General features: G+C 67.2%; 24 protein-coding genes. 17 read left to right on the top strand and 7 right to left on the bottom strand.

The window, feature by feature from the left end:
* Genes DCO49_RS00925 through DCO49_RS00915 form a run of 3 tightly spaced genes read left to right on the top strand, consistent with a single transcriptional unit; the run spans position 1 to position 2,010 of the window.
* Entirely contained in the window at positions 1 to 624 is a 624-nt protein-coding gene (locus tag DCO49_RS00925; protein WP_116862372.1) for a sigma-70 family RNA polymerase sigma factor, read from the top strand.
* Positions 621 to 1,304, top strand: a complete 684-nt coding sequence (locus DCO49_RS00920) for a ChrR family anti-sigma-E factor (RefSeq protein ID WP_116862371.1) — start codon at positions 621 to 623, stop codon at positions 1,302 to 1,304. Before DCO49_RS00925 ends, DCO49_RS00920 begins: the two co-directional genes overlap by 4 nt.
* Before the next feature lie 19 nt (positions 1,305 to 1,323).
* The gene (locus DCO49_RS00915; protein ID WP_116862370.1) at positions 1,324 to 2,010 is read left to right on the top strand and encodes an NAD(P)H-binding protein; all 687 of its coding nucleotides are present in this window, start codon (positions 1,324 to 1,326) and stop codon (positions 2,008 to 2,010) included.
* On the opposite strand, the gene DCO49_RS00910 is transcribed toward DCO49_RS00915, so the two are convergent.
* From DCO49_RS00910 to DCO49_RS00900, 3 genes are read right to left on the bottom strand one after another with little or no spacing between them, the layout of a single operon-like run.
* Positions 1,976 to 4,381, bottom strand: a complete 2,406-nt coding sequence (locus tag DCO49_RS00910; RefSeq protein ID WP_116862369.1) for a response regulator — start codon at positions 4,379 to 4,381, stop codon at positions 1,976 to 1,978. The two genes, DCO49_RS00915 and DCO49_RS00910, sit on opposite strands and share 35 nt — an antisense overlap.
* Complete coding sequence (locus DCO49_RS00905; RefSeq protein WP_116862368.1) at positions 4,374 to 4,841, bottom strand: response regulator; 468 nt, start codon at positions 4,839 to 4,841, stop codon at positions 4,374 to 4,376. Before DCO49_RS00905 ends, DCO49_RS00910 begins: the two co-directional genes overlap by 8 nt.
* Positions 4,838 to 7,075, bottom strand: a complete 2,238-nt coding sequence (locus DCO49_RS00900) for an ATP-binding protein (RefSeq protein WP_116862367.1) — start codon at positions 7,073 to 7,075, stop codon at positions 4,838 to 4,840. Before DCO49_RS00900 ends, DCO49_RS00905 begins: the two co-directional genes overlap by 4 nt.
* Before the next feature lie 302 nt (positions 7,076 to 7,377).
* Between DCO49_RS00900 and DCO49_RS00895 the strand changes: the two genes are divergently transcribed.
* The gene (locus DCO49_RS00895; protein WP_116862473.1) at positions 7,378 to 7,671 is read left to right on the top strand and encodes a hypothetical protein; all 294 of its coding nucleotides are present in this window, start codon (positions 7,378 to 7,380) and stop codon (positions 7,669 to 7,671) included.
* Positions 7,672 to 7,678: 7 nt separating this feature from the next.
* Here DCO49_RS00895 and DCO49_RS00890 read toward each other — a convergent pair whose 3' ends face one another.
* Both DCO49_RS00890 and DCO49_RS00885 read right to left on the bottom strand, forming a co-directional pair.
* Positions 7,679 to 8,164, bottom strand: a complete 486-nt coding sequence (locus DCO49_RS00890) for a TspO/MBR family protein (RefSeq protein WP_116862366.1) — start codon at positions 8,162 to 8,164, stop codon at positions 7,679 to 7,681.
* Positions 8,165 to 8,241: 77 nt separating this feature from the next.
* Positions 8,242 to 10,428 (bottom strand): hypothetical protein, encoded by a 2,187-nt coding sequence (locus tag DCO49_RS00885; protein ID WP_116862365.1) that lies wholly within the window; start codon positions 10,426 to 10,428, stop codon positions 8,242 to 8,244.
* 118 nt (positions 10,429 to 10,546) lie between these two features.
* Here DCO49_RS00885 and DCO49_RS00880 point away from each other — a divergent pair, with 118 nt between their 5' ends.
* The 7 genes from DCO49_RS00880 (at position 10,547) to DCO49_RS00850 (ending at position 17,925) form a co-directional block, all read left to right on the top strand.
* Positions 10,547 to 12,376: an XVIPCD domain-containing protein gene (locus DCO49_RS00880; protein ID WP_116862364.1), complete on the top strand. Its 1,830-nt coding sequence runs from the start codon at positions 10,547 to 10,549 to the stop codon at positions 12,374 to 12,376.
* A 137-nt stretch (positions 12,377 to 12,513) separates the two neighbouring features.
* Positions 12,514 to 13,374, top strand: a complete 861-nt coding sequence (locus tag DCO49_RS00875; RefSeq protein ID WP_116862363.1) for an STAS domain-containing protein — start codon at positions 12,514 to 12,516, stop codon at positions 13,372 to 13,374.
* Positions 13,374 to 13,736 carry an STAS domain-containing protein gene (locus DCO49_RS00870; RefSeq protein WP_116862362.1) on the top strand — a complete coding sequence of 121 codons (363 nt, stop codon included), beginning with the start codon at positions 13,374 to 13,376 and terminating at the stop codon, positions 13,734 to 13,736. The genes DCO49_RS00875 and DCO49_RS00870 overlap by 1 nt, the downstream gene beginning before the upstream one ends.
* Positions 13,733 to 14,134 (top strand): anti-sigma regulatory factor, encoded by a 402-nt coding sequence (locus tag DCO49_RS00865; protein ID WP_116862361.1) that lies wholly within the window; start codon positions 13,733 to 13,735, stop codon positions 14,132 to 14,134. The genes DCO49_RS00870 and DCO49_RS00865 overlap by 4 nt, the downstream gene beginning before the upstream one ends.
* Entirely contained in the window at positions 14,125 to 15,138 is a 1,014-nt protein-coding gene (locus DCO49_RS00860) for an ATP-binding protein (protein WP_116862360.1), read from the top strand. The genes DCO49_RS00865 and DCO49_RS00860 overlap by 10 nt, the downstream gene beginning before the upstream one ends.
* Complete coding sequence (locus DCO49_RS00855) at positions 15,138 to 16,007, top strand: ATP-binding protein (protein WP_116862359.1); 870 nt, start codon at positions 15,138 to 15,140, stop codon at positions 16,005 to 16,007. Before DCO49_RS00860 ends, DCO49_RS00855 begins: the two co-directional genes overlap by 1 nt.
* On the top strand, positions 15,994 to 17,925 hold the full coding sequence (locus tag DCO49_RS00850; protein WP_116862358.1) for a response regulator: 1,932 nt from the start codon (positions 15,994 to 15,996) through the stop codon (positions 17,923 to 17,925). The genes DCO49_RS00855 and DCO49_RS00850 overlap by 14 nt, the downstream gene beginning before the upstream one ends.
* A gap of 57 nt (positions 17,926 to 17,982) precedes the next feature.
* On the opposite strand, the gene DCO49_RS00845 is transcribed toward DCO49_RS00850, so the two are convergent.
* Positions 17,983 to 18,261, bottom strand: coding sequence for a hypothetical protein (locus tag DCO49_RS00845; protein ID WP_116862357.1), 279 nt, complete (start codon positions 18,259 to 18,261; stop codon positions 17,983 to 17,985).
* 227 nt (positions 18,262 to 18,488) lie between these two features.
* Here DCO49_RS00845 and DCO49_RS00840 point away from each other — a divergent pair, with 227 nt between their 5' ends.
* The gene (locus DCO49_RS00840; protein ID WP_243402602.1) at positions 18,489 to 20,720 is read left to right on the top strand and encodes a TonB-dependent siderophore receptor; all 2,232 of its coding nucleotides are present in this window, start codon (positions 18,489 to 18,491) and stop codon (positions 20,718 to 20,720) included.
* Between the two features lie 58 nt (positions 20,721 to 20,778).
* On the opposite strand, the gene DCO49_RS00835 is transcribed toward DCO49_RS00840, so the two are convergent.
* Entirely contained in the window at positions 20,779 to 21,474 is a 696-nt protein-coding gene (locus DCO49_RS00835) for an HAD family phosphatase (RefSeq protein ID WP_116862356.1), read from the bottom strand.
* Between the two features lie 272 nt (positions 21,475 to 21,746).
* Between DCO49_RS00835 and xth the strand changes: the two genes are divergently transcribed.
* From xth to DCO49_RS00810, 5 genes are all read left to right on the top strand, one after another.
* Entirely contained in the window at positions 21,747 to 22,538 is a 792-nt protein-coding gene (xth, locus tag DCO49_RS00830) for an exodeoxyribonuclease III (RefSeq protein WP_116862355.1), read from the top strand.
* Between the two features lie 195 nt (positions 22,539 to 22,733).
* Complete coding sequence (locus tag DCO49_RS00825; RefSeq protein WP_243402601.1) at positions 22,734 to 23,612, top strand: acyl-CoA dehydrogenase; 879 nt, start codon at positions 22,734 to 22,736, stop codon at positions 23,610 to 23,612.
* Positions 23,600 to 24,352: a PIG-L family deacetylase gene (locus DCO49_RS00820; protein WP_116862353.1), complete on the top strand. Its 753-nt coding sequence runs from the start codon at positions 23,600 to 23,602 to the stop codon at positions 24,350 to 24,352. Before DCO49_RS00825 ends, DCO49_RS00820 begins: the two co-directional genes overlap by 13 nt.
* Complete coding sequence (locus DCO49_RS00815; protein WP_116862352.1) at positions 24,349 to 24,936, top strand: SAM-dependent methyltransferase; 588 nt, start codon at positions 24,349 to 24,351, stop codon at positions 24,934 to 24,936. Before DCO49_RS00820 ends, DCO49_RS00815 begins: the two co-directional genes overlap by 4 nt.
* Positions 24,933 to 25,622: a glycosyltransferase family 2 protein gene (locus DCO49_RS00810; RefSeq protein WP_116862351.1), complete on the top strand. Its 690-nt coding sequence runs from the start codon at positions 24,933 to 24,935 to the stop codon at positions 25,620 to 25,622. Before DCO49_RS00815 ends, DCO49_RS00810 begins: the two co-directional genes overlap by 4 nt.
* Positions 25,623 to 25,717: the final 95 nt, after the last annotated feature.

Here is a 25,717-nt window from a genome sequence, read left to right as displayed (position 1 = left end):
ATGTACCCTGACGCCGCCAGCCCTTCCTTTGACTTCGACGCCGCACGCATCGTGTCCAGTTCCCAGCAGCCAAGCAGCGAGCCGACGAACTGGACCGGTGACATGGACGGTGTGGCGCGTCTGCGCGACCGCACCTGTTTCATGCGCATCTACGACCACTTCATGCCGCGCCTGTGTGTCTACCTGCGTGGGCTCGGCGCGCCCGAAGCGGTGGCCGAGGAGCTTGCGCAGGAATGCCTGCTGCGGCTGTGGCTGCGCGCGGCAGACTACGATGCGGCGCAGGGCGCGCTGAGCACATGGCTGTACCGGATCGCACGCAACCTGCAGATCGATCGGGTGCGCCATGAGCGCAGCTGGATGCAGGTGCAGGCCGCGGTGGAGGAAGCTGCCAGCAGTGACGCTCAGTCACAGACCAGCGCCGAGCACTATGCCGACCAGGCCCGCCTGCGCCAGCGCATCAACGAACTGCCGGCAGTGCAGGCCCGGCTGGTGCGCATGTCGTATTTCGAAGCCAAGAGCCACGGCGAGATATCCGAGGCGCTGGGAATGCCGCTGGGCACGGTGAAGTCACACCTGCGCCGGGCTTTCCTGCAGCTGCAGTCCAAGGTGGGGGGCATGCCATGAACCCTCACCACCACCTGCACGAATCGACCCTGCTCAGCTATGCGGCCGGCGCGTTGCCGGCGCCGCTGAGCGTGGTCGTTGGCACCCACCTGGAGCAGTGCCCGCATTGCCGCCAGCGCCTGCGCGAGGCCGAGGCCATCGGCGCGGCGCTGATTGAACAGACCCAGCCGATGGTGGTTGGCGGCCGCAGTCAGGCGTTGCGTGCGGCCATGCTTGCCGAGCTGGAGCGTGACGAGCCTGCGGTGGCTGCCATTGCCGTCGCGCGGCCGGCCGCGCCGCCGGTGGAGCGGCCGGAGGTGGGCGCGGACCATCTGCCGGCGTCCCTGCACCCGTACTTCGGTCGCTCGCTGGCTGCGCTGCGCTGGCGCTGGATCGCACCGGGCGTGCATTGCATCCGCTCCGCGGAAATGCCTTCGCTGATCATGCTCAAGATCGCGCCGGGCAAGTGCCTGCCGATGCACAGCCACGGCCGCAGCGAGCTCACCCACATCCTGCGCGGCGCCTACAATGATGCACTGGGTCTGTTCGCGCCAGGCGATGTGGCTGATCTCGATGAAGACGTGGAGCACCAGCCGGTCACCGCACCGGGCGCGCCGTGCATCTGCGTGTCGGCACTGGATGCGCCACTGGTGTTCAGTGGTTGGCTGGCGCGCAAGGTCCAGCGGTTCGTCAAACTGTAAAGCGTTGGAGGAAAGCCCGATGGGCAACGGCAATGCAATGCGGGTGCTGCTGGTGGGCGCCACCGGGCTGGTCGGGCAGGGCGTGCTGCAGGCGTGCCTGCAGTCCGTGGATGTCGGTCACGTCGCCGCACTGGTGCGCCGGGCGGGCAGCGTGCCGGACACCGTCGACGAGATCGTGCTGGCGGACTTCCAGCGAGCCGCCACCCTGGGTGATGCGCTCGCTGGATTCGACGCCTGTTTCTACTGTGCGGGTGCACCACCAGTGGGCACGGCCGAGCCCGAGTACCGCCAGGTGACGCTGCAGGTGACCCGCACCGTCGCCGAAGCGTGGGCGGCAGCCAATCCCGATGGATGCTTCCTGTATGTGTCGGGAGCACATGCCAACCCGGACAGCCGGATCATGCCGCTGCGGGTGAAGGGCGAGACCGAGCAGGCGCTTGCCGACCTGCCGGTGCGCACGGTGATGCTGCGTCCGGCCGGCGTGCGGCCGGTATCCGGCACCGGTACGCGACACCCGCTGCTCAAGCCGTTCTATCTGCTGGCCCGCCCACTGATGGCGGTGGCCGAGGGGCTGCTGCCGGCGCTGACCACCAGCAACCGCGGCATCGGTCAGGCGATGATCGCGCTGGCCCGGATGCCGTCACCGCCGACCGTCGTGGAATGCGCGCAGATCAACGCGCTGGCGCGCGCTCCCTCAGCACGCTGATGATCGATTCGGCCAGGTCGCTGCGGGTGAACGGCTTCGACAGCAGCGGTGCCGAACGCCCCTTGCTGCCGGCGGCATCGTGGTCGCGCGGATAGCCCGAGGTAAACAGCACGGCGATCTCCGGCCAGCGTTCGCGCACTTCACGGCCCAGCGCCCAGCCTGACATCCCCGGCATCACCACGTCGGAGAACAGCAGGTCGATCTTCGCATCCGGACGCTCCAGCAGGCGCAGCGCGGACGGGCCATCGTGCGCTTCCAGCACGCGGTAACCCAGCTGGCGCAGCGCCTCGACGGTATAGGCGCGCACATCGTCATTGTCTTCGGCAACCAGGATGGTCTCTTCGCGCGGCTCGTAACCGGCCAGGCCGGTGGCTGGCGCGGCGGTCTCGCAGGGCAGGTCCAGCGACGAGCGCGGGAACATCATGGTGATGCTGGTGCCGCCGCCTTCCACCGAGTCGATGAGGACGTGGCCACCGGACTGCTTGACGAAGCCGTGCACCATCGACAGGCCCAGGCCGGTGCCGCGGCCTACCTGCTTGGTGGTGAAGAAGGGCTCGAACACCTTGGCCATCGTATCGGCGGACATGCCATGGCCGTTGTCGCGCACGCGCAGCATCACGTATTCGCCCGGCGTCGCATCCGGGAACAGCGCGGCATAGTCATGGTCGAGGTGGCTGTTGTCGACCTCCACCACCAGGCGCCCGCCACCGGACATCGCGTCGCGCGCATTCACCGCCAGGTTCAACACCGAAGCCTCGAGCTGGCCGACGTCGAGTTCGACACACCAGATGCCTTCACCGGTGCGGATGTCCAGCTGCACCAGTTCACCCAGTGCCCGCTGCAGCATGTCCTGCATGCCCAGCAGCGTGTCGTCGAGGTTGACCGCCTGGCTGCGCAGCGGCTGCTTGCGCGCAAATGCCAGCAGGCGCTGGGTCAGGCTGGCCGCGCGGCCGACGCCCTTGAGGGCGTTGTCCAGTGCACGCGCACTCATGTTGCCGGGCTGGCCGTCACGCTGGTTCAGCAGCATCGCGTGCTCGACGTTGCCCGCAATCACGGTCAGGATGTTGTTGAAGTCATGGGCGATGCCGCCGGTGAGCTGGCCCACGGCCTCGATCTTCTGTGCCTGCCGCAGCGCGTGCTCGGCCTGGATGCGGGCGGTGGTTTCCACGGCCTCGGAGACCACGGCGGTCACCGTGCCCTCGGCACCCTGCAGCGGGCGGAACGTGAAATCAAAGCTGCGGCGTCCGGTGGGCAGTTCCAGGTCCATTGCCTGCACCGCGCTGCGGCCGCGCGCGGCATCGGCCACGGCCTGGTCGACCACGCCGGCGAGCTCGGGCGTCGCGGCAAACCACGGGGATTCCCAGAAGGGCAGGCCGATGACATCGTCCTTTTCTGCAAGAACGGCAGCGAGGGAGGCGACATTGGCATCGACGATGCGGCCACTGCTGTCCAGCAGTACCTGGTGCTGGAAACTGGATTCAAAGATCGCCTGCAGGCGCCGCTTGCTGGCCTGCAGTTCGGCGGTACGCGCCTGCACCTGCCGTTCCAGCGATTCATTGTCCTCGCGCAGCGCCAGCTCGGCGCGCTTCAGCGAGGACACATCGCTGCCCAGGCAGGTATAGCCGGTGACCCTGCCATCGGCGGCGCGCTCGGGCACGCAGTCCATCTGCAGGAAGCGTGAATCGCCACTGCGGTGCACCAGGGTGACCTGGAAGCTGGCGCGTTCGCCGGCCAGTACCCGCTGCAGGCTGGGCAGGGCGTTGGCAAAGGCCTCCGCGCCGCCAACGTCGGCGGCGGTGCGCCCGAGGATGCTCTGCAGGTCGGTGCCGTGCCAATCGAGGAACGCCTTGTTGGCGAAACGGTAGCGGTGTCCGGTGTCGAGGTGGGCGATCAGCGCCGGTACGGCATCGGTGATCTGCTGCAGCTGCGCCTGGCTTTCGTCCAGCGCGGCACGAGCCTGGGTCAGCTGGTTGCGTTCGCTGGCTTCCTGGCGCGCGCGACGGATCGCGTCGGGCAGGCGCTGCAGGCGCTGCTTGACCACATAGTCACGCGCGCCACGGGTCAGGGCCTGCACCGCCAGCTCTTCGGTCAGGGTGCCGGAGACGAAGATGAAGGGAATGTGCGGCGCGCGCTCGCGCGCCAGGTCGAGCGCGGCATCGCCGTCGAAACCCGGCAGGACGTGGTCGGCGAGGATGACGTCGAAACGATCACTCTCGATCGCGTCGATGAAGGCGTCGCGGGTCCACAGGCGCTCGGTCTCGAACTCCAGCCCCGCACGCTGCAGTTGCGCCGTGATCAGTTCAGCATCAAGCGCACTGTCTTCCAGCATGAGGATGCGCAGGTGCGAAGGTCGGCGTGCAGCATCACGCATCGGGCGTGCCAGTCCCGATGGAGGGGTGGGGCGGGGGCTGGTTGGTGATGCCCCAGAACATGCCCAGCCCCTGGATGGCATCGAAGAATTCCTTGAAATCCACCGGCTTGACCACGAAGGCGTTCACGCCGAGCTGGTAGCTGCGCACCAGGTCCTGCTCTTCACGCGAGGAGGTCAACATGACGATGGGGGTGCTGCCCAGCGTTGCGTCGCCGCGCACCTGCTCCAGCACTTCCAGGCCATTGATCTTGGGCAGCTTCAGGTCGAGCAGGACCACCACCGGGCCGCCATGGCGTGTGCCGGCGTAGGCACCCTCGCAGCGCAGGTAGTCCAGTGCTTCGGCACCGTCGCGCACATGGACGACGTCGTTCAGCAGCTGGCAGCGCGCCAGCGCGGCCATCGTCAGCTCGGCATCCTTGGGGCTGTCTTCAACCAGAAGGATGGGCCGCAGATCCCTCATGGGTGTTCTCCGTCTTGATGGGGCAGGGTGAAATGAAGGGTGGCGCCCTCGCCGAGTGCACCCTCGGCCCAGGTACGGCCACCATGGCGGCCAACGATGCGGCGCACATTGGCCAGGCCGATGCCGGTGCCTTCGAATTCCTCGACGTGGTGCAGGCGCTGGAACACGCCGAACAGCTTGTCGACGTAGCGCATGTCGAAGCCGCAGCCATTGTCGCGGACGAAGAAAATATCTTCTTCTGCAGTGCGCTCGCAGCCGATCTCGATGCGGGCCTGTTCGCGTTCGCGGGTGAACTTGACGGCGTTGGACAGCAGGTTCTGCCAGACCAGGCGCATCATCGTGGGGTCGGCCTCGATGACCGGCAGCGGGCCGACGTTCCACTCGACCTCGCGCCCGGCATAGTCGAAGGCCAGGGTGCGGCGCACGTCCGCAACCAACGCGCCCATGTCCACGCGCATGCGGCCCAGGGTGGAGCGCCCCATCTGCGAGAAACTCAGCAGATCGTCGACCAGCGTGCCGGCCGACTTCGCCGATTCGACGATTGTGTCCAGGAAACGTCGCTCGGTGTCATTCAGGCGCTCGGCGGCGGAGCTTCCGAGCAGTTCGGAATAGCCGACGATGTGCCGGAATGGCGCGCGCAGGTCGTGGCTGACCGAATACGAGAAGGCTTCCAGCTCCTTGTTGCTGCGCAGGAGCTGCTCGTTGAGCTCTGCCATTTCCTCGGCCTTGCGCAGCACGATGTCGACGATGGCCGTGCGCATCTCGTGCGCGGCATCGCGGTCGGCATCGGTCCAGGCCAGGCTGCGCTGCTGCACGGTTTCCTTCCAGGCTTCGAACGAATGGCGAGGGGAAAGCACGTTGCCGGGTGCCACCGTCTTGCGCGGGTCGCCGCCCCAGCGCACGGTGCGCACCACTTCGGGGCGGAACCACATCAGGAAACTGTCGTGCAGCTGGGAAATGGAGACGGCCAGCACGCCGCTGGCCACTTCGGACAGGGCGGCGCCGCGCTCCCATTCGCTGGCCAGGTGGTCGGTGGCATAGACCTCGTCCCCCGCGTGTTCCTCGGCCAGCCAGCGGGCGATATCGAGTACGTCGCCGCGGACCGGGCATTGCCCGACCCGCAGGCAGTCGCCCTTGTGCACGATGGCAGCGCCCTGTGCATTGGTCAGTGCCATCAGGCTGGCAGGGTCCTGGCGCAGCGCGGCCATGAACTCCTCGTCGCCGGCCATCCGCCCCAGCAGCTTGACCAGCAGCGAGCGCCGCTGGACGCGTTCCTCGATGGCGTGGGCGCGCTGCTTCAGGGCAATCTGCAGCGACACGATCTGGCCCATGAATTCACAGGCGGTGCGTACCGGATAGGGCAGGCGGCGGGCATCCTCGCTGTGGCACGACACCAGGCCCCAGAGCTGGCCCTCGTGCATCAACGACACCGACATCGACGAGCCGGTGCCCATGTTGCGCATGTACTGCAGGTGCACCGGCGAGACGCTGCGCAGCACGGCCAGGCTGAGGTCGGTTGGGGCTGCCCCGGCACGCGCGGCGGCACGCACCAGCGGCACTGCGGTGTAACCGGCATCGGCGATCAGGCGCACGCGGTTGCGGCGATAGAGCTCGCGCGCCTGGGCCGGAATGTCCGATTCGGGAAACCTCAGGTCCAGGTAGGACGGCAGCCGCCCATTGCCGTCCTCGGCGATGACCGTGCCGTTCCAGCCGCTGTCGAACTGATACACGAGGGTACGGTCGAACCCGGTCATCGCGCGCATGTGCTCGGCGGCAATCTGGCACAGGGCCGCGACGGTAGGGGCGGTCTCGATCGCCACCATCAGCTCGCGGATGGCCGGGTACAGTTCCTCCAGCGAGGTGGGCTGTCCGGCAACCGGCGATTCCAGCTCCAGCAGCAGGCCTTGCGCCGAGCGATGCAGCAGCACCTGGTGGCGGCCATGGCCCGGCAGTTCAACAGTGCCCAGGTGGGCCGTGCTGTCCACTTCGGCGTCACGCATGCGATTGACCCAAGGCGCCAGCACGCCGCCGAGAATCGCGTCCACCGCCTGTCCCAACGGGTCGCCGAACTGCTGCAGCAAGGCCGGCTCGCTTACCGCCCGCTCCAGCACCCGCAGCGAACCGGGTTCCACCACCAGCAGCAGGCCGTAAGGCTGGATCGCGCCGGGCGTGTGGATCGGCTCGCGTGCGCACTGGTCCAGCGAGGGGTCCTGCACGGTATCAGCAGAGGGCATCAGCAGTTGTGCTCGCAGTACGGGGACAGGGGGCCGGCGTCGGGATGCAGCCCGCAGCATCAGCCACGACCCGATGAAAAGCCCTCCCTATATGGTGAAGGAAAAACAGTGATTCGCCTACCACTTCTGTCGTGTGAAGGGCACGTTCACAACAGACTGAACGCTTCATTCCGGCACACTCATCCGTAGAATGGCCGTGCCCATCAAAACTTCGCAACAGCCACATGCCGACTGCACGCGTGCTGCACGCCGCGTTGCCTACAGTGAAGTCCTGTTCCAGCCAACGATGATGCCGCGTGGACCTGCAGCCTTCCGTTCGTCTTTCATTCCCGCGCCGCGCTCTGCCGGACAGCGGCCATTTCGAGCTCCTGGATATAAACGCGCTGCAGGACCCGTGCAGTGGTCGCATCGTCCACCTGTATGCGGTGGTGGCACGCTGCATGGCCTGTGAGACGGTGTTCAAGGCAGAGGAGGGCGCCGGCCTGGTCAGCACCTCGTCGGCCCGCGTGGTACGCTGCCCCTCGGGCTGTGGCCAGCAGTCGTTTACTGGCGCAGCGCTGCGGCAATGGCATGCGGCCCCGGTAGACGCCGCCTGAGCCCCACTCACAGCACTGAAGGGTTGAGCTGCCAGACCGCATGGTTGAGTGCGGTGGCGAAGCTGACCCAGGCCAGGTAAGGCAGAAGCAACCACGCCGCCAGGGCCCTGCGACGGGCGAAAGCCAGCATCGTGGCCACGATCAGCGCCAGCAGCAGCAAGATGTCGGCGAAGGCCGCGCCACCAAGCTTCCATGCGAAGAACAGCCAGCTCCACAGCACGTTGACGACCAGTTGCGCGACGTACAGGCCGAGCGCGGCCCGATTGCTGCGCCAACCGCCCTGGCGCCAGACCAGCCACGCGCTGAGGGCCATCAATACGTATAAGAAAGTCCAGACCGGTCCAAACACAGTGGCCGGCGGCGCCCAGCTGGGCTGGACCAGCTGCCCGTAAAACTGCGCGGCGGTGATCGAGGCCCGCGCGCCCAATGCCGCCGCAGCGAGCGTCAGTGCCAGCCAGCCCACCAGACCAAACATCTGTCTTCTGTGATTCATCACTGATCCTTTCGAACGTTTGCAATTGCACCAGGTGTACGCAGACGGGTGGGTATTGGATGCAGGAGTGCCACGTCTCAGTCCGCGGTACCGGGCGCGCCGTCGGCAGGCAGCAGGGCCGGGCGGCTGTCGAACCATTCGCGCGCGCCTGCCAGATGCCACTGGCGCTGCTTGCCTTTCATCTCGATGCCGGCACCGAGCAGTCCCCAGCGCAGGTAGAGATCGCCGCGCTTGTTCTGCTCGAGCAGATCCAGCCGCGCGCGCAGGGACAGCCGCTCGTTCTCGGCTTCCAGGCCGTCGAGCACCAGATGGCCTGCCTGCCAGCGCAGGCGGGTGGTTGCGTTCACCTGCCCCGCATCGAGCAGGGACAGCGCCCAGCGAGGGTAGTCGCCACGCTCGGCGAACACCGCCAGCAGGGGCGCGGCATCGCTCATGGTCAGCGCCGCGCTGGCATCGACCCGGAACGGTGCCTGCGCATCAATGCGGCCCTGCTTGAACTGCACGCGTCCCTGCCAGGGCGTCTTTCGCTGCTGCTGGCCGACCTGCACGTCGCGCAGCTGCACCGATGTGCCCGACAGGTCGAAGTAGCGCTGCTTGAAGTCGGCGCGGCGCAAAGTGGCGTCGACTTTTGCATTGCCAAGCAGGTCGAGACCGGCCACCTGCAGGCGCGCGCCGTTGCCGAGCAGGGTGGCGGTGCCATGGCCGACCCGGCCATCGGTATCCAGTTCCACATCGCCGGTGAGCATGCCGGTGCCTCCCAGCAGCTTCGCCTGCCCCTTGCCCAGATAACGGTTGTAGGCGGTCAGGTCAGGAATGGTGGCGTTGCTGAAGCGCAGGCGCGCGCGCATGTCCTTGCGGAACTCACGCAGGCGGCCATCACCGCTGAGCAGCAGCGACAGGTCGCGTCCGTCGAACAAGGTGTCTCCTTTCTCGCCGCCTGCGCGTGCGTTGAAGCGCGGCACCCGCACATCCAGCGTGGCGCGGGTCGGCGTGCCAGCCGCCAGCTCGCCGTGTGCGCTGGCCGTACCGGTCATGCGCACGCCCGCCACTTCGGCCGTTGCCGCTGCTTCGGGGATGTCCACCGTACTGCCTGCCGCAAGCTCACCCGCTTTCAGCTGCAGATCGGCCCGCACGGTGCCACCGCCGTCAAGTTGCATCCAAGGCTTGCGCAGGAACAGAGCGGGAATCCAGTTGAGCGAGGTGAAGGTCCATTCGCCCTGTACCCGGCCGGAGGTGCGCTCGATCAGCTGGCCGGGTTCGCGGAAGGGAATCTTCCGCCCCGTGATGTGCAGGTCGGCATCCAGCGAGGCGCCCGTACCCTCGCGCGCCGGCAGCCGCGCCTGCAGGCGGATGTCCTGTGCGGCGTGCATCTGCACGGCCAGCGTGCCGCGATCGGGGGCGCCGACGCCGGCCTGCAAGGGCACCCGCCACACCGCGCGACTGCCCGGCTGCAGGGTGCCGCGGTCGAGCGTGATGTCCGCCTGCAGCTGGCCGGTGCTGGGTGAGCTGGACACCGCCAGCGTCCGCGCATCCGTGTCCACCCGGATGCCGTGACTGCGCGCATCCACCTTCAGCGCGCCGCGGAGGATGTCGAACTTGGCGAGCCCGGGCGCCTGGTCACGGTAATGCCAGGGGTAGCCGAACGTTGCCTCGACCTTCATCGCGTCCAGCAGCTGCACGCCGTCATAGCTGGCGATGGCATCGCTGAAGGCCACCTGCGAGTCGTACAGTTCCGAGGGGCCGCCACGCAGCTGCTTGCGGAAGCCGACGGTGCCCCGGCCCTGGCCGATGATCAGCAGCTTGCCGAATCGGGCGTGCTGGATGGAATCACTGCGGATGGCATCGAAGCGCAGCGTCCAGCCCTGGCTCCCGCGAGGGGGCGGCGGCACGACATCGTCGACACGGGTGACTTCGGCCGACACGCCGCTGGCCTGCAGGTGCGGTACGCGCACTTCGCGGCGGAACAACGGCCACAACGCCAGGCGGGCGCTGGCGCGGTCGGCGTGCAGCACATACACCGTGTGGTTCACATGGCCGCGCATGTGCACGTTCCAGGCGATGACATGCCCCGGCAGCAGGGTGATGGCCGGGCCGGTGCGCATCACGAACTTCTGCGGCTTGCGGTTGGTGGCCAAGTCGAAAAGCGGCGTATTGAGGAAAATATTGCCCGCCAGCAGATACAGCGCGTAAACGCCGGCAACGCTCCAGGCCAGCAGCCGCCAGCGGCGCGGCCAGTGGGTGAAACGTGCGGGAAATGCGGGCATTCGGGGCTCATCAACGGGTGGGGCGTGGGTCACTATCCCGAACATCACTGCGTGATGATGTGAATGCCTTGCGACATCGCCTGCCTATAATCGTGGGCTACGTAGAGGAGCCCATGGCATGACTGCACAGGCTGGCAAGGACAGCATCACCGCTTACGACGCCCCGGACAAGGCGGCCTTCGACCCCACTTACACCTCCAGCGTGCACGAAGCGCGACGGGCGACGCGCGACGGCGGCGTGACGGTCTCCGGGACCGGGGTGAAGTCAAGTGGCGAGCGCAAGCTGGCTGGCACGAAGTTCGCGGGACAGTTCGTCGACGCCAGCGCCGCCGTCACTGAAACGGTCGTCGATGGGCGCAACGAATTCCAACTGGAGGTGACCAATGCCACCCGCAGCCAGCTGAAGGCCGGCATCGTCGAAGGTGCGGTGACCGCCGGTGGCCGTGGCCGCTACAAGGTGGCCCTGCCGCAGAACGACACCACCGATCCGCGCGACGTCAGCCCACTGGACCCGACCACGATCCCGCGCGGTGGCAGTGTCATCCTCGATGGCCAGCAATTCACTGGCACGCAGATGGAAGCGGGTTTCCGCAACATGGCCGTCGAGAGCCGGCTGACCGAGGCGCAGGGTGCCAGTTATCGCGTCGATCGCCTCAGCGATGGCCGGGTGCGCGTCAGCACGGGCCCGAACGAGGCCGTAGAGGCCTTCGATGGCGTGGGTTTCTCGGCAGGTAAGTTCAGCGCCGTTGCCGGCCGCCAGGATGGACTGGGGCAGTCGTCGGTGCGCAGTGCGACCTTCGATCTGGAGCAGGCCGATGGCCGCTCGGCCTACGCGCAGTTTGTCGAGACCGGACGGATGCAGGCCGGCACGCCGGGCGTGCAGGACCTGGCCACCATCGAGCGGATCGGCATGAATTCGCAGACTCGTCTCAAGCTGGACTACAACGACAAGCTCGGCGTTGATCTGGCCGGCCAGCGCAATGCTGGCGACATCGTCCGCGTGCGCCGCGAGGATGGCAGCTATACCGAGCGGATGAACGTGGAATACAGCGGCAACCTGCCGATGAGCCGCATCAGCGCCTACGGTGCCGACGGCAAGGAAGACCTCGCGCAGCGCCGCTACGAAATCACCTTCGACCTGAGGGACAACCCCAACGGCGAGCAGATCACCAGCCTGGCCAACAGCGCGCTGGCCGGGCGGGCCGGCAACGATGTGCGCGGGCCGTTGAAAGCCGGCGAAGTGAACACCCTGGTGCTGGACGAGGGCCAGATGCGGGGGCTGATGCAGCGCACGCAGGCGATGGTCCAGGACAATCCGAGGATGGGCCCGGCCTGGCATCTGCTGGCCGAGGACGGGCAGGGAAGGCCGCAGCAGGATGTCGATGCCTTTGCCGTGGCGCTTGCGCGCAACCAAGGCCATTCGGCCTATGGAATGGCAGAGCGCCTGTTCCACGTCGCCGCCGGCGGCGGCCAGGACCTGCAGAAGATCGACGCCACGGTGCGTGGAGAGCACCTGCAGGGCCAGCCGCCGCCGTCGCCGCTGCTGCCGCAACAGGACCCGCGCCATGCCGGCAGCCCGGACCACGCGATGTGGTGCCAGAGCCAGGGCGCGGTCGGCAGGCTGGACCGGGCCATGGGCCGCACCCCCGATGAGATGAGCGAGCGCCTGGGCATGGCCCTGCTGGTAGCGGCGCGGCAGAAGGGCATGGAGCGCATCGATGAAGCCGTGCTAAGCGACGATGGCCGCTACGCGTTCGCGGTGCAGGGTGAAGTGCATGCTGCTGACCGGCAGATCGCCCGCGCCGACACCGCGCAGGCCGTCGCCACGCCGGTAAGCGAGCAGGTGCGCGAGCTGCCTTCGCCTGCGCAGCGCAGCATCGGGCACGCCCAGTCCGTGCAGCAGGAACAGCAGGTGCAGGAGCAGCAGAACCGGGCGATGGCGCGCTGAGGCCGTGCGCGGGGCAGGGTCTGACGAAATTTCACATGACGGAAACATCTTCACGGTGCTTAATACGCTTCCTGACGAGTAAGGGGCTTGTCTGACAAAGATGGTCCCCGGCGTTCCCACCTACCTGGACCGTACCCATGCCGGCTTTGCAGCAGCGCACCATCGATCTCATCCGCGGGCATCATTCGACCCTGATCGCGCAGTGGCGTGACACCCTCAACGCCGCCGGCCAGAACGATGACAGCCGCATCGGTGCGCGCGACCTGGACATCCAGGTCAATGAATTCTGGCAGCTGCTGTTGCCCGCGCTGTCGGCTGCCGATGCCGGCAACCTGAACGGCGCCGAGTGGCAGGCCATCCGTCATTTCCTCGAAGACCTCTCGCGCGACCGCGCGATCAAGGGCTTTTCGTCCTCGGAAACGGCTACTTTCATCTTCTCGCTGAAACGGCCGCTGTTCCAGTTGCTGCAGCAGCACCACAGTGGCGATCCGCAGGCGCTGGCCGAACAGCTGTGGTCGATCTCCGAGCTGCTGGACGTACTCGGCCTGCACACGGTCAAGGCCTTCCAGCGCACCCGCGAGGATGTCATCCAGCGCCAGCAGGAAGAGATGCTGGAGCTCTCCACGCCCGTGGTGAAGCTGTGGGAGGGCGTGCTGGCGCTGCCGATGATCGGCACGCTGGACTCGCAGCGCACCCAGGTGGTGATGGAATCGCTCCTGCAGCGGATCGTCGACACCGGCTCGGAGATCGCCATCATCGACATCACCGGCGTGCCCACCGTGGACACGCTGGTCGCCCAGCACCTGCTGAAGACCGTCACCGCCATCCGCCTGATGGGTGCGGACGCCATCATCAGCGGCGTGCGTCCGCAGATCGCGCAGACCATCGTGCATCTGGGCCTGGACCTGCAGGGCATCGTCACCAAGGCCAACCTGGCCGACGCGCTGGCGCTGGCCCTCAAGCGGAACGGCCTGACCGTCAGCCAGGCCAACCGCTGATGGACCGCATCCCGATCCTGCAGATGGGCGACCTGCTGCTGGTCACCATCCAGGTGGACATGCACGACCAGCTGGCGCTGAACCTGCAGGACGACCTGAGTGAGCGCATCCGTCGCACCTCCGCGCGTGGCGTGCTGATCGACATCTCCTCGCTGGACATCGTCGATTCCTTCATCGGCCGCATGATCGCCACCATTTCCGCGCTGTCGCGGGTGATGGACGCGACCACCGTGGTGGTGGGCATGCAGCCGGCCGTGGCCATCACCTTGGTCGAACTCGGGCTGGACCTGAGCGGCGTGCGCACGGCGTTGAACGTGGAGCGCGGAATGAAGCTGCTGCGCCAGAGTGATGAGCTGCCATGACCGCACGCCAGGGGACGTTACCCGTGCGGATCGAACAGGACGTCGTGCTGGCCCGCCAGGCCGTGCGCCAGGCGGCGGTGGCCTGCGGGCTGCGGCTGGTCGACCAGACCAAGCTGGTGACCGCCGCCAGTGAGCTGGCTCGCAATACCGTCATCTACGGCGGTGGTGGTCAGATGGACTGGGAGCTGCTGGACGGAGGGCTGCGCCGCGGCGTGCGCCTGGTGTTCTCCGACCAGGGGCCCGGCATCGCCAACATCGAGCAGGCGCTGACCGACGGCTGGTCGTCGGGCAAGGGCATGGGCCTGGGCCTGTCCGGCTCACGGCGGCTGGTGGATGTCTTCGAGCTGGACACTGCACCCGGCCAGGGCACGCGCATAACCATCACCAAATGGACGTGAGTTTCTCCGGACACGTCACCCGCGCCGTGGCCGTGGAGGAACCGACCCAGGTCGGGCAGGTGCGCCGCGAGGCGCTGGCCCTGGCGGCACGGATCGGTTTCGATGAAATGGACGGCGGCCGGGTCGCGCTTGCAGCGAGCGAGCTGGCCAGCAACCTGCTGCGCCATGGCGGCGGCGGCAAAGTCTACCTTTCTGTAGTCCAGGGGCGCGATGCACGCGGTGTGGAGCTGTATACCGTGGACGCCGGTGCTGGCTTCGTGCTGTCGCAGGCATTGGTCGAAGGCTATTCCACCGGCGGCAGCCAGGGCCTGGGACTGGGCGCGGTGAAGCGCCAAGCGACGCTGCTCGACAGCTGGTCCGATGCGCGCGGCACAATCGTCGTGGCCCGCATCTATCCCGAACGTGCCGGGCCACGCGTTGATCTCGCTTACGGCGCGCTGCGCCTTGCGATGCGCGGCGAAGAGGCCTGCGGTGATGCCTGGCATCTGTCGGTGCGTGAAGGGCAGGCGACGCTGACCGTCATCGACGGGCTGGGCCACGGTCTGCCTGCCACCGATGCCGCGCAGGAGGGCACGCGCAGGGCTGCGGAAGCGGGCGCGGAAGCGCCGAACCGGTTGATTGAAGCCCTGCACCAGGCGATGTCCGGCACCCGCGGCGGCGCCGTTGCCGTGGCGACCCTGCCGCTGGCGGGGGGCGAGCTGCAGTTCTCCGGCATCGGCAACATCAATGCCGGCGTTGCCGATGCCACGAGCTATCGCGGCCTGGCCTCGATGCCGGGCATCGTCGGCGTGCAATACCGCAAGGCACAGGCATTCAACGTTCACGCCGCGCACGGCGCGCTGCTGATCATGCACAGCGATGGCCTGCAGGGGCGCTGGCGTTTGCAGGACTATCCCGGCCTGATCCATCGGCACCCGGCGTTGGTGGTGGCGGTGCTGCAACGGGATTTCGACCGTAGCCGCGACGATGCCAGCATCGTTGCCCTGCGCATGGGAGCGTGGTGATGGTGCAGGAACAGATGCAGGAGGAGAACGCCCGCCTGGCGGCCGAGAACGCCGCCCTGCGCGCGGAGCTGGAAGAGACCAATCAGGGCGTGCTGGCGTTGTATGCCGAGCTGGACCAGCAGGCCGCGCAGCTGCGAGAGGTTTCAGACCTGAAGAGCCGGTTCCTGTCCTACATGAGCCACGAGTTCCGCACGCCGCTGGGCTCGATCCTGAGCATGACGCGCCTGCTGGAAGACGGGCTCGATGGGCCGCTCAACGATGAGCAGCTGCGCCAGGTGCGCTTCGTCAGCGCCTCGGCATCGGAGCTGCGCGAGATGGTGGACGACCTGCTGGACCTGGCCAAGATCGAGGCCGGGCGCATTACGATCTCGCCGGGCTGGTTCGATCTGATGGATCTGTTTGCTGCCCTGCGCGGCATGTTCAGGCCACTGGTGGAGAGCAACCAGCGCATCGAGCTGGTGTTCGAGGATCCGCCGCCGCTGCCAATGCTCTTCACCGACGACAAGAAGGTGGCGCAGATCCTGCGCAACTACATTTCCAATGCCATCAAGTTCACCCCGGAAGGGCAGGTGGTGGTCTCGGCGATGATGGACAGCGACGCGGAGGTTCGCTTCACCGTGCGCGATACCGGCATCGGCATCGCCCCGGAGCTGCTGCCCGCGCTGTTCGAGGATTTCGTGCAGGTGGACTCGCCGCTGCAGAAGCGCCTGCGCGGCACCGGCCTTGGCCTGTCGCTGTGCAAGCGGTTTGCGGAATTGCTGGGTGGCCGGGTGGCGGTGGAAAGCCTGCCCGGCAGCGGCTCGGCATTCCATGTAGTCTTGCCGGTAGCACTGAACGAGGCGACGGAGAACGCCCATGCCGCACTCTGATCGCGTATTGGTGGTCGATGACAACGCAGCCACGCGCTACTCCGTGCGGCGCGTGCTGGAACGTCATGGTTACAGTGTGAGCGAGGCGGCCACCGGCCAAGAGGGGCTGGACCGGCTCGCCGACGCGGAGTTCGGCGCGATGGTGCTGGACGTCAACCTGCCGGACATGAGTGGCTTCGATGTGGTGCGCCAGCTGCGCACCCGGCCACGCACCCGGCTGCTGCCGGTGGTGCACGTGTCTGCGGCGTCCATCGCCACGGGCGACATGATCACCGGCCTGGACAACGGTGCCGATGGCTACCTGATCCATCCTGTGGATCCCGACGTGCTCCTGGCCACGCTTCGCAGCTTGTTGCGCGCGCGACGCGCCGAGGAAGCGTTGCGTGACGCGGACGCGCGGTTCCAGGAGATCTTCAGCCAGATCAATGCGCCCATCGCGGTGCTGGATGAGCAGTTGCAGATCCGCGAAAGCAATCCTGCGTTCGCGCGCCTGCTCAGCGAAGCCGATGCCAATGGCTCGCTGTTTGCCCTGCTTGGCAGCAACAAGGAATTCGTGCTGGACCTGCAGGACGCACTTGCGCGGCAGGAGCGCTGGCAGGGCGTGCTGTCCATCGCAGGCCGGCAGGGCGTGCGCAACACGCAATGGCGGCTGACGCCTGATCGCCGCACCGGTCATGGGCTGGTGGTGGTGGAGGACGTGACCGAGCACCATGTACGCGCCCGCGAACAGCGCGCCGAACTGGAAACCGCCAACACCGAACTCGCGCACCAGATCGCCGAGCGCAGCCGCACCGAGGCCGAGCTGCTGCAGGCGCAGAAGATGGATTCGCTGGGCCAGTTGACCGGCGGCATCGCGCATGACTTCAACAACCTGCTGACCACCATCATCTCCGGCCTGGACATGATCGAGCTGGCCGTGGCGTCGTCGCGGCTCGAGAAGGTGCCGCAGTACAGCAGCATCGCCGCTGCATCGGCGCAGCGCGCGGCCGCCCTGACCCAGCGCATGCTGGCGTTCGCCCGCAAGCAGCCGCTGGATTCGCGCCCCTTCGACCTGGTGGCGCGTACGCGCTCGCTGGAAGACCTGCTGCGCCGCTCGATCGGCGAGAACATCGAGCTGGAGTTCGAACTGGGCGAGGAATCGCTGGTTGCCGTTGCCGACGTCAACCAGTTCGAGAACGTCGTGCTGAACCTGGTCATCAATGCGCGCGATGCCCTGGGCGGCCGTGGCTTGATCCGCCTGCGGGCCGAGGCCTGCGAAGTCCAGCGCGAGAACGAACTGACCTCGGGCCGCTATGTCAGCCTGAAGGTGATCGACAACGGGCCCGGAATTCCACCGGAGCTGGTGACAAAAGTCTTCGAACCCTTCTTCACCACCAAGCCGCAGGGCGAGGGCACGGGCCTCGGCCTGTCGATGACCTATGGTTTCGCCCGGCAGTCGGGCGGCTTGGCGCGCATTGCCAGCGAACCGGGCGAAGGGACTGAGGTCGAGCTGCTGTTGCCCGCTGGTGAAATTACACATGCGGAAACGAGCGCCGAACAGATCGCGCCGCCCCGCGGCCAGTCCGAGCGCATCCTGCTGGTGGATGACACCGATTCGGTGCGGATGATGGTCGGTGAGATGCTGTCCGAAGCGGGCTACCAGGTGACGTTGGCGGCGGATGCGCGCCAGGCCCTGCGCCACCTGCGGCAGGACCCGGCCTTCGACCTGCTGCTGTCCGACGTCGGCCTGCCCGGCATGGACGGCCGCGAACTGGCCGATGCCGCACGGGAGATCAATCCCGTGATGCCGGTGCTGTTCATCACCGGCTACACCGAGCGCGCCGCGGTGCGGGACTCCTTCCTCGGTACCGGCATGAGCCTGTTGCCCAAGCCGTTCAGCCTGCTCGAGCTGATGGCCGCGGTGCGCGCCGCACTGTAGCTGGCTGCAGGCCTGACCGCACGGACAGGCCTGCGCGCCCAGTCAGCCCGCAGGAAGTCAGCCCGGCAGCTCGCACTGCATCTTGCCGTCCACGTGGTACGGCTTGGGCACGTTCGGGTTCTCGCTGGTCTTTTCGAAGACCACCTCGAATGAGTCCGCCTTCGGTGTTCCTTTGCGCTCGGTGCAGGCGTCGTTGAGCTTCTTCTTGACCGCGGTGATGCCGGCATCGCGGTTGGCACCGTCGGCGCTGTTGGTCAGGTTCACCGTTTCAGCCAAAGCGAGCGGGCTGACGGCCAGCATGCCGGCGGTGACGATCAGGGTGTGCAGACGGGTCATGCATTCTCCTCGTGCGTTCCATTGCGGATGCGCCGCAGGCGTGCGGCGCGCAGACAGGATAGGGAAGGTCGGTCAAGGCACCGTGCTCGGCCTGTCGTTGCGTCAGGCTGCGACCGATCGTCGCTTCAATGTTAGTGGGAACCATTCGCATCTGCTATCATTCAACGCGCCCTTAACCAGCGCCGCTGCCGCCGCCCCCAGGCGCGCCCCCAAGAAGCAGGTCCCCCATGTCCAACGCCCGTTCCCTTCCCCGCGAGCCGATGCGCTCGCTGCTGTCCGTGTCCGTTGCCACGCTGCTGGCATTGCCGCTGGCCGCGCAGGCCCAGCCGGCAATGCCCGATGCCGGCACGCCCACCGATCTGGACGCGGTGCACGTCAACGCCTACCGCACCATCACCCACACGTCCGGCGCGACCAAGACCGATACCCCCGTGGCCGAGATGGCCAAGTCGGTGTCGGTCATCGCGCGTGAGGAACTGGACGCGCGCGGCGTGCAGAACCTCAATGAGGCGATGCGCTACGTGGCGGGTGTGTCGCTGGAAAGCACCGGCATCGACAACCGTGTTGACGACTTCCGCATCCGCGGCTTCGATGCCGGCAGCTGGAGCAACAACGTCACCGTCGATGGCATGCGCGCGCCGCAGGGCGGGCAGTGGAACCGCACCATGGTCGACAGCTGGAACCTGGACCGCGTGGAAGTGCTCAAGGGCCCTTCGGCGGTGATGTATGGCCAGGTGGCCCCGGGCGGCATGGTCAACCAGGTCAGCAAGACGCCCACCCCGTACCAGCAGCAGGTGCTGCAGCTGGGCGTGGATGGCAACGGCCAGTACAGCACCGCCTTCGATGTCGGCGCGGGCAGCGATGACAAGCGTCACCTGGGTCGCCTGGTCGGCCTGTACCGTGACGGCGACACCCAGATCAAGCACACCGACCAGGAGCACTGGTTCCTGGCGCCGAGCTACACCTTCCAGATGGCCAAGCGCACGCGCCTGACCCTGCTGGGCCTGTACCAGCGCGACGATGGCGGCTCAACCTACCAGTTCCTGCCGATGGCCGGCACCCTGGTCGCGACGCCCTATAGGTACATGAAGAACAGCACCTTCATCGGCGAGCCGACCTGGAACACCTACGACCGCACGATCTGGTCGGGCGGCTGGCTGTTCGAGCACGCCTTCAACGAGCACTGGACGCTGAGCCAGAGCGCGCGCCGGTTGAACGTGGAGTCGACCTTCCGCAGCGTGGTGACCAATGGCGCGTTGAATGCCGATGGCCGCACGCAGAAGCGCCGCGCTACCTGGGGCGAGGGTGATTCGCGCGGCGATACCGCTGATACGCGCCTGACCGGCAAGTTCAGTACCGGCGCTGCCGAGCACACCCTGCTGCTGGGCGTGGACTGGCAGAAGGCCGACTGGACCGCCGCGCGCGGCGCGATGGGCACGGCTACCGATACGCCTACCGCCATCGACATCTTCAACCCGGTGTACAGCGGCTACATCCCGGCCACCACCTCTGTCGGCTATTCCGGCGGCATCAACCGCCAGACCGGTGCCTACCTGCAGGACCAGATCGCGCTGGACAAGTGGCGCTTCACCGTCGGTGGTCGCTACGACTGGACCAAGGATGACACCTGGACCCAGTCCTACACCGTGGCCACCGATCGCTATGGCGCACGCACGCCCAGCCACATCAAGAACGATGCCTTCAGTGGCAACGCCGGCATCCTGTATGTGGCCGACAACGGCCTGACCCCGTACCTGAGCTATGCCGAATCGTTCCAGCCGGCCGGCAGCACGGCCACGCAGTCCTACGAACGCACGCCGTTCGACCCGGTCACCGGCAAGCAGTGGGAAGCGGGCCTGAAGTACCAGCCGGCCAGCTTCGACGGCCTGATCACCCTGTCCGCCTACGACCTGCGCCAGCAGAACGTGCTGACCGATGATCCGGACAAGAACCACAACACCTGCGGCACCGGCAACAGCCAATGCCAGGTGCAGGATGGCGAGGGCCGCGTGCGCGGTGTCGAACTGGAAGGCCGCGTCACCCCGTTGCAGGGTTTCAGCGTGATCGGCGCTGCAGCATGGATGGAATCGGAAGTGACCCGCAGCAACAACGGCTACGCTGGCAAGGAACTGGCGATGGTGCCGGACTGGACCGCATCGCTGTGGGGTGACTACAGCTTCCAGGGCGGTTCACTGGAAGGCCTGAGCCTGGCGGCCGGCATGCGCTACAACGGCACGACCTACGGTGACAGTGCCAACCTGTACCGCATTCCGTCCTACACCCTGTGGGACGCGGCCATCCGCTACGACATCGGCGTGTACGGTGCGGTGGGCACGCAGCTGTCGTTGAACCTGAGCAACCTGGCCGACAAGCGTTTCGTGTCAACCTGCACCGGCGTGTCCTCGTGCTACTACGGCACCGGCCGCACGGTCACGGCGACGGCGCGCTTTACTTGGTGATGCAGGCCGGGTAATGCACGGCTGCCGCTGCACCCGGACGGGGCGGCGGCGACGTCGATCACGCCGCTGCGTCGGCGGCGTAGGCGGCCAGCACGGCCGGCAGATCGTGCATGGATTCGAAAATCACGTGCGCACCGGCCGCACGCAGGGCTTCGGGCGTGCTGTGGTACTGGCCGCCCGGGCTGTAGCCGAACACCGTGGCACCCGCGGCCACGCCTGCGGTGGCGCCGGTCACGGTGTCTTCGATGACCGCGCAGCGGCTCGGGTCCACGCCCAGTGCGGCGGCGGCTGCCAGGTACACATCCGGGTGCGGCTTGGTCCGCGGCTGGTCCTGGCCGCTGAAGATCTGTCCGGCGAAGGCATCGAGGATGCCGATCTTGCCCAGCTGCAGGCGCACCTTCAGCAGGTCGGCGCCCGAGGCACAGGCAATCCTGCCGCCGGTGGCCGCCTGGATCGCACGCACGGCAGACGGGGCGCCGGGAATCTCAGTGAGATCATGTTCCAGCGCGACATTGCGCTGGCGGCGGAATTCATCCAGCCACGTCTCGGTGAAGGGCTTACCGGTACGCTCCTCAATCAGGCCGGCCAGGCCGGCGACGGACTTGCCGAGGAAGATTTCACCGGCCTGCTGCTGGGTCAGCGGCCAGCCGCGCTCGCTCAGCATTTCCGACAGCACGCGGGCCACCAGCGGCTCGGAATCGACGAGGACGCCGTCGCAGTCGAACAGCACGGCATCGAAGGGGAAGGGGGACATCAGGAACTCCTTGCAACAACCAACGGGCGAAGCTGTGCGCTATTTTCCCACAGGCCGGGGGCGGGCACCCCGCGCCTCGATGAACGCCGCGATCCGGCTTGCTGGTAGAGTCGAGCTTGCTCGACTGCACGCAATGCCGCGGCAAAGGCAGTCTAGCAAGCTCGACTTTACGGCTATCGGCGCGCCCCTGAATGGCCCTGCACCGGGCGTGCATCCGCCCGCGCGGATACTGGCAGCCCTCGAATCGTGTATCAGGCCAGCCGGAGCCCCCCTTGCCGCGTCGGAAAACACTGCGCATCGCCACCTTCAACGTCAACGGAATCGGTCCGCGGCTGCCGCATCTGCTGGCATGGCTGGACCGGGAAGCGCCGGATATCGTCGCCCTGCAGGAGCTGAAGGCCACGGATGCCGCCTTTCCGGTAGCGGCGCTGGAGCGGGCGGGCTATGGCGCGATCTGGTGCGGCGAAGCGCGCTGGAACGGTGTCGCAGTGCTTGCGCGCAATGCAATGCCGATAGAAAGCCGTCGCCGGCTGCCGGGTGATCCCAAGGACAGCCAGAGCCGTTATCTGGAAGCGGCCGTGCATGGGATCGTCGTGGGCGCACTGTACCTGCCCAACGGCAACCCCCAGCCCGGCCCGAAGTTCGATTACAAGCTGCGCTGGATGCAGCGACTGTTGGGCCATGCCCGCTCGCTGGTCGATCTTCCACACCCGGCGGTACTGATGGGCGACTTCAATGTGATCCCCAGTGACCTGGATGTGTATGACCCCAAGGCGTGGAAGCGTGACGCGCTGTTCCAGCCCGAGGTCCGCGACGCGTTTGAGCGACTGCTGGCGCAGGGCTGGACCGATGCGCTGCGGAAAGTGCACGGCGAGCAGTTCATCTACACGTTCTGGGACTACTTCCGCCAGCACGCCGAGCGCGACCGCGGGCTCCGCATCGATCATCTGCTGATCAATCCGGTGCTTGCGCCTCGGCTGAAGGATGCAGGGGTCGATCGCTGGGTGCGCCTGCAGGACAAGGCCAGTGATCACGCGCCGACATGGATTTCGGTCAGCATCTGAATGCTTCAGCGTAACGTTGGGCAGCTGCCGTGATGATACCTATCCACGGCAATCATCCCGCGGATACATCGGCAAGACAGCAACGTGACCAGGGAAGGCCTACGTTCCAGATCTGTCTCCTGCGACGTCTGTGAAATGCTCGCTCCTGTCCTGCCTCCCCCGTTGTCCAACCTTGCCAGGCAGCGCCTGTTGCAGGTGCCTGATCTCCCGCTTCCGGGCCAGGGCCGCACCCTTGAACGCTGGCGTGCACTCGCAGCGCTGGGTCATGAAGACCTGTGCCTGGCCAAGGTGCTTGAAGCCCATCACGATGCGATCGCGATCCTGCACGAACTGCGCGTGCCCTTGCCTTCAGAGCAACTTCTGGCGGTATGGGCGGCCGAGGGCCCGGCCTGCACGCTGCGGGCGGAGCACGACGGCCGGCTGCGCGGCGACAAGCCGTGGTGCTCGGGAAGCAATCTGGTCGACACCGCGCTGGTGACCGTGCGCGGTGAGGCGGGTGTACAGCTCTACAAGGTGGACGCATCGCAGTGGCACTGCATGGAGGGCGAACCGTGGCCCGCCGCTGGCATGGCCGGTGTGCCGTCCACCACGGTGCGCTTTGATGGTGCGCAGGCCGAAGCGGTGGGCCCGATCAATGGCTACCTGGAACGACCGGGCTTCTGGCACGGTGGCGCTGGGATCGCGGCGGTGTGGTTCGGCGCGGCGACAGCGCTGGCCGAGCGCATGCAGCACGGCTGCAGCGAGGGCCTGCGCGCGCGGTTGCTGGGCAAGGTCGATCTGGCACTGGCACCGGCAGCGGCACTGCTGCGTGAACTGGCCATGGCCATCGACGCGGCACCGCAGCTGACACACCGGGTGCAGGTGGTACGCGTGCGCAGCGTCGTCGAGCGCGCCGCCACGCAGGTGCTCGATCTGGCCGGCCGCGCGCTTGGCCCCGCACCGATGTGCATGGAAGATGCCCACGCCCGGCGCTGGGCGGACCTGACGGTGTTCATGCGCCAGAGCCACGCCGACAAGGATTGGCAATGGCTCGGCGAGCAGTGCGCCCGACAGGTGATGCCATGGTCGCTGTAGCCACCATCCACGGTCAGGGCTCTGACGAGCGTGCCTGGGAACACTGCGACTGGCTCTGGCAACAACCTGAAACCGCGCTCGCGGAACTGTGTGCAGGCGTACGCCGGCTCGTTGTGGTCGCACCGCACCCGGATGACGAGGTGCTGGCGTGTGGCGGGCTGCTGTGTGCGGCCGCAGGGATCGGCCTGGAGGTGCAGGTCATTGCGGTGACCGACGGCGAGGCCTGCTACCCGGGCGAGCGCTGGTGGACGCCGCAGCGCCTGCGCCAGGCACGCCGTGAAGAGCTGCGCGACGCCCTGGGTGCGCTGTCCATTGATGCCGGTGCCATTGTCCATCTTGGCATTGCCGACGGCGGCGTCACCGCCCACGAAGCCGGCCTCGAAGACTGGCTGTGGCAGACCCTGCGCGAAGACGACCTGGTGCTGGCGCCATGGCGCTTTGATGGTCATCCCGATCACGAAGCGGCCGGCCGCGCCGCCTGGCGGGCGGCACGGGCGGCAGGCTGCAGGCGTCTTGAATATCCCGTATGGGGCTGGCACTGGCTGGACCCCGGCTGCGCCCACATGGCGGGGGAGCAGCCGAAGCTGCTCGACATTTCAGCCGTCGCCGCGCACAAGCGCGAAGCGATCGCGCAGTTCCGCACCCAGACCGGCGATATCTCCCGGCTGCACGCCGAGCCCATCCTGCCGGCCCATGTACTTACCCGCTTCTATAGAAATCACGAGGTCTATTTCGCATGAGCGCCCAGCCCTACTTCGATGATCTTCACGCCAACGACGATCCGTTCGGCTACCGCACCCGCTGGTACGAAGAGCGCAAGCGCGACCTGCTGATGGCCAGCCTGACCCAGCCCAGCTTCCAGCGCGGCTGGGAGCTGGGCTGTTCCAACGGGGTGCTCACCGAGCGTCTGGCTGGCCGCTGCGAGCGACTGCTGGCCACCGACATCAGTCCGCGCGCGGCTTTCCAGGCCCGCCGCGGGTTGGCCCATCTGCCGCATGTGCAGGTGCATTGCGCGCAGCACCCGCAGCAGTGGCCGGCCGGTCGCTTCGATCTGATCGTGTGTGGCGAGATGGGCTATTACCTGGGCCCGGAAGCGCTGGTCGAACTGCGCGATGGGCTGCACGCCGCGATGAAGGACGACGGCCTGCTGGTTGCCTGCCACTGGCTGCCGTCGTTCCCGGGTCGGGCCAGCCGCAGCGCGCTGGTGCATGAGCGGCTCGGGCAGGGCCTGCAGGAGGCGTTCTGCTACCGCGACAGCGATTTCATCCTGCAGGGCTGGACGCGCAGGCCGCTCTCGCTGGCCAGCAACGAGGGCCTGAGATGATCGGCGTGCTGGTGCCGGCGCATGACGAGGCCGAGCACTTGACGGCGTGCCTGCGCTCGCTGGCCATCGCTGCAGCGCATCCGGGGCTGGCAGGCGAACCGGTGCAGATCATCGTCGCGCTGGATGCGTGCAGGGATGGTAGCGCCGAGGTCTGTGCGCGGATGGCGACGGAGACGCTCAGCCTGCAGGCGCGGTGTGTGGGCGCTGCCCGCGCGGCCGCGGCGGCCGTGCTGGTCGAGCGCGGCGCCTCATGGCTGGCCAGTACCGATGCAGACAGCGTCGTCCCGCCCGATTGGCTGGTGGCCCAGCGTGCCGCAGGCAGCGACGTGTTCTGTGGCGTCGTCGATCTCGGCCCTCTGGCGCCGCAGCAGGCGTGGCTGCGCAGCTGCTTCCAGCGCAGTGAGCACTGGGGTGAGGGGCATGGTCGCGTGCATGGGGCCAACCTCGGGGTCTCGGTCACTGCCTACCGGCGCGCGGGCGGCTTCGCAGCCAAGCGGTGCTCCGAAGATGTGGACCTGGTGTGTCGATTGGAATCGACGGGTGCGTCGATCCGTTGGGCCAGCGCGCCCGTGGTGACCACCAGCGGGCGGTTGTCAGGCCGCGCCGTCGGTGGCTTTGCCGACTACCTCGCCAGCCTGGCCGCTGCTGAGGCTTCGCCGTCACCTCAGCTTTCCCTTGCGAACTGACATAAACCCGCAATTCCGCTGCGGGCGATAAGTCACCTCATTCCATCGGGCAGGGCAGGGCAGGGCAACAGCCGTCTGCCTCACCAGCGCATGCT

The organism is Stenotrophomonas sp. SPM (assembly GCF_003105135.1).
Taxonomy (GTDB): domain Bacteria; phylum Pseudomonadota; class Gammaproteobacteria; order Xanthomonadales; family Xanthomonadaceae; genus Stenotrophomonas.
The sequence above is the reverse complement of the archived record's forward strand: the minus strand, read 5'-3'. Positions and strand labels throughout refer to the sequence as shown.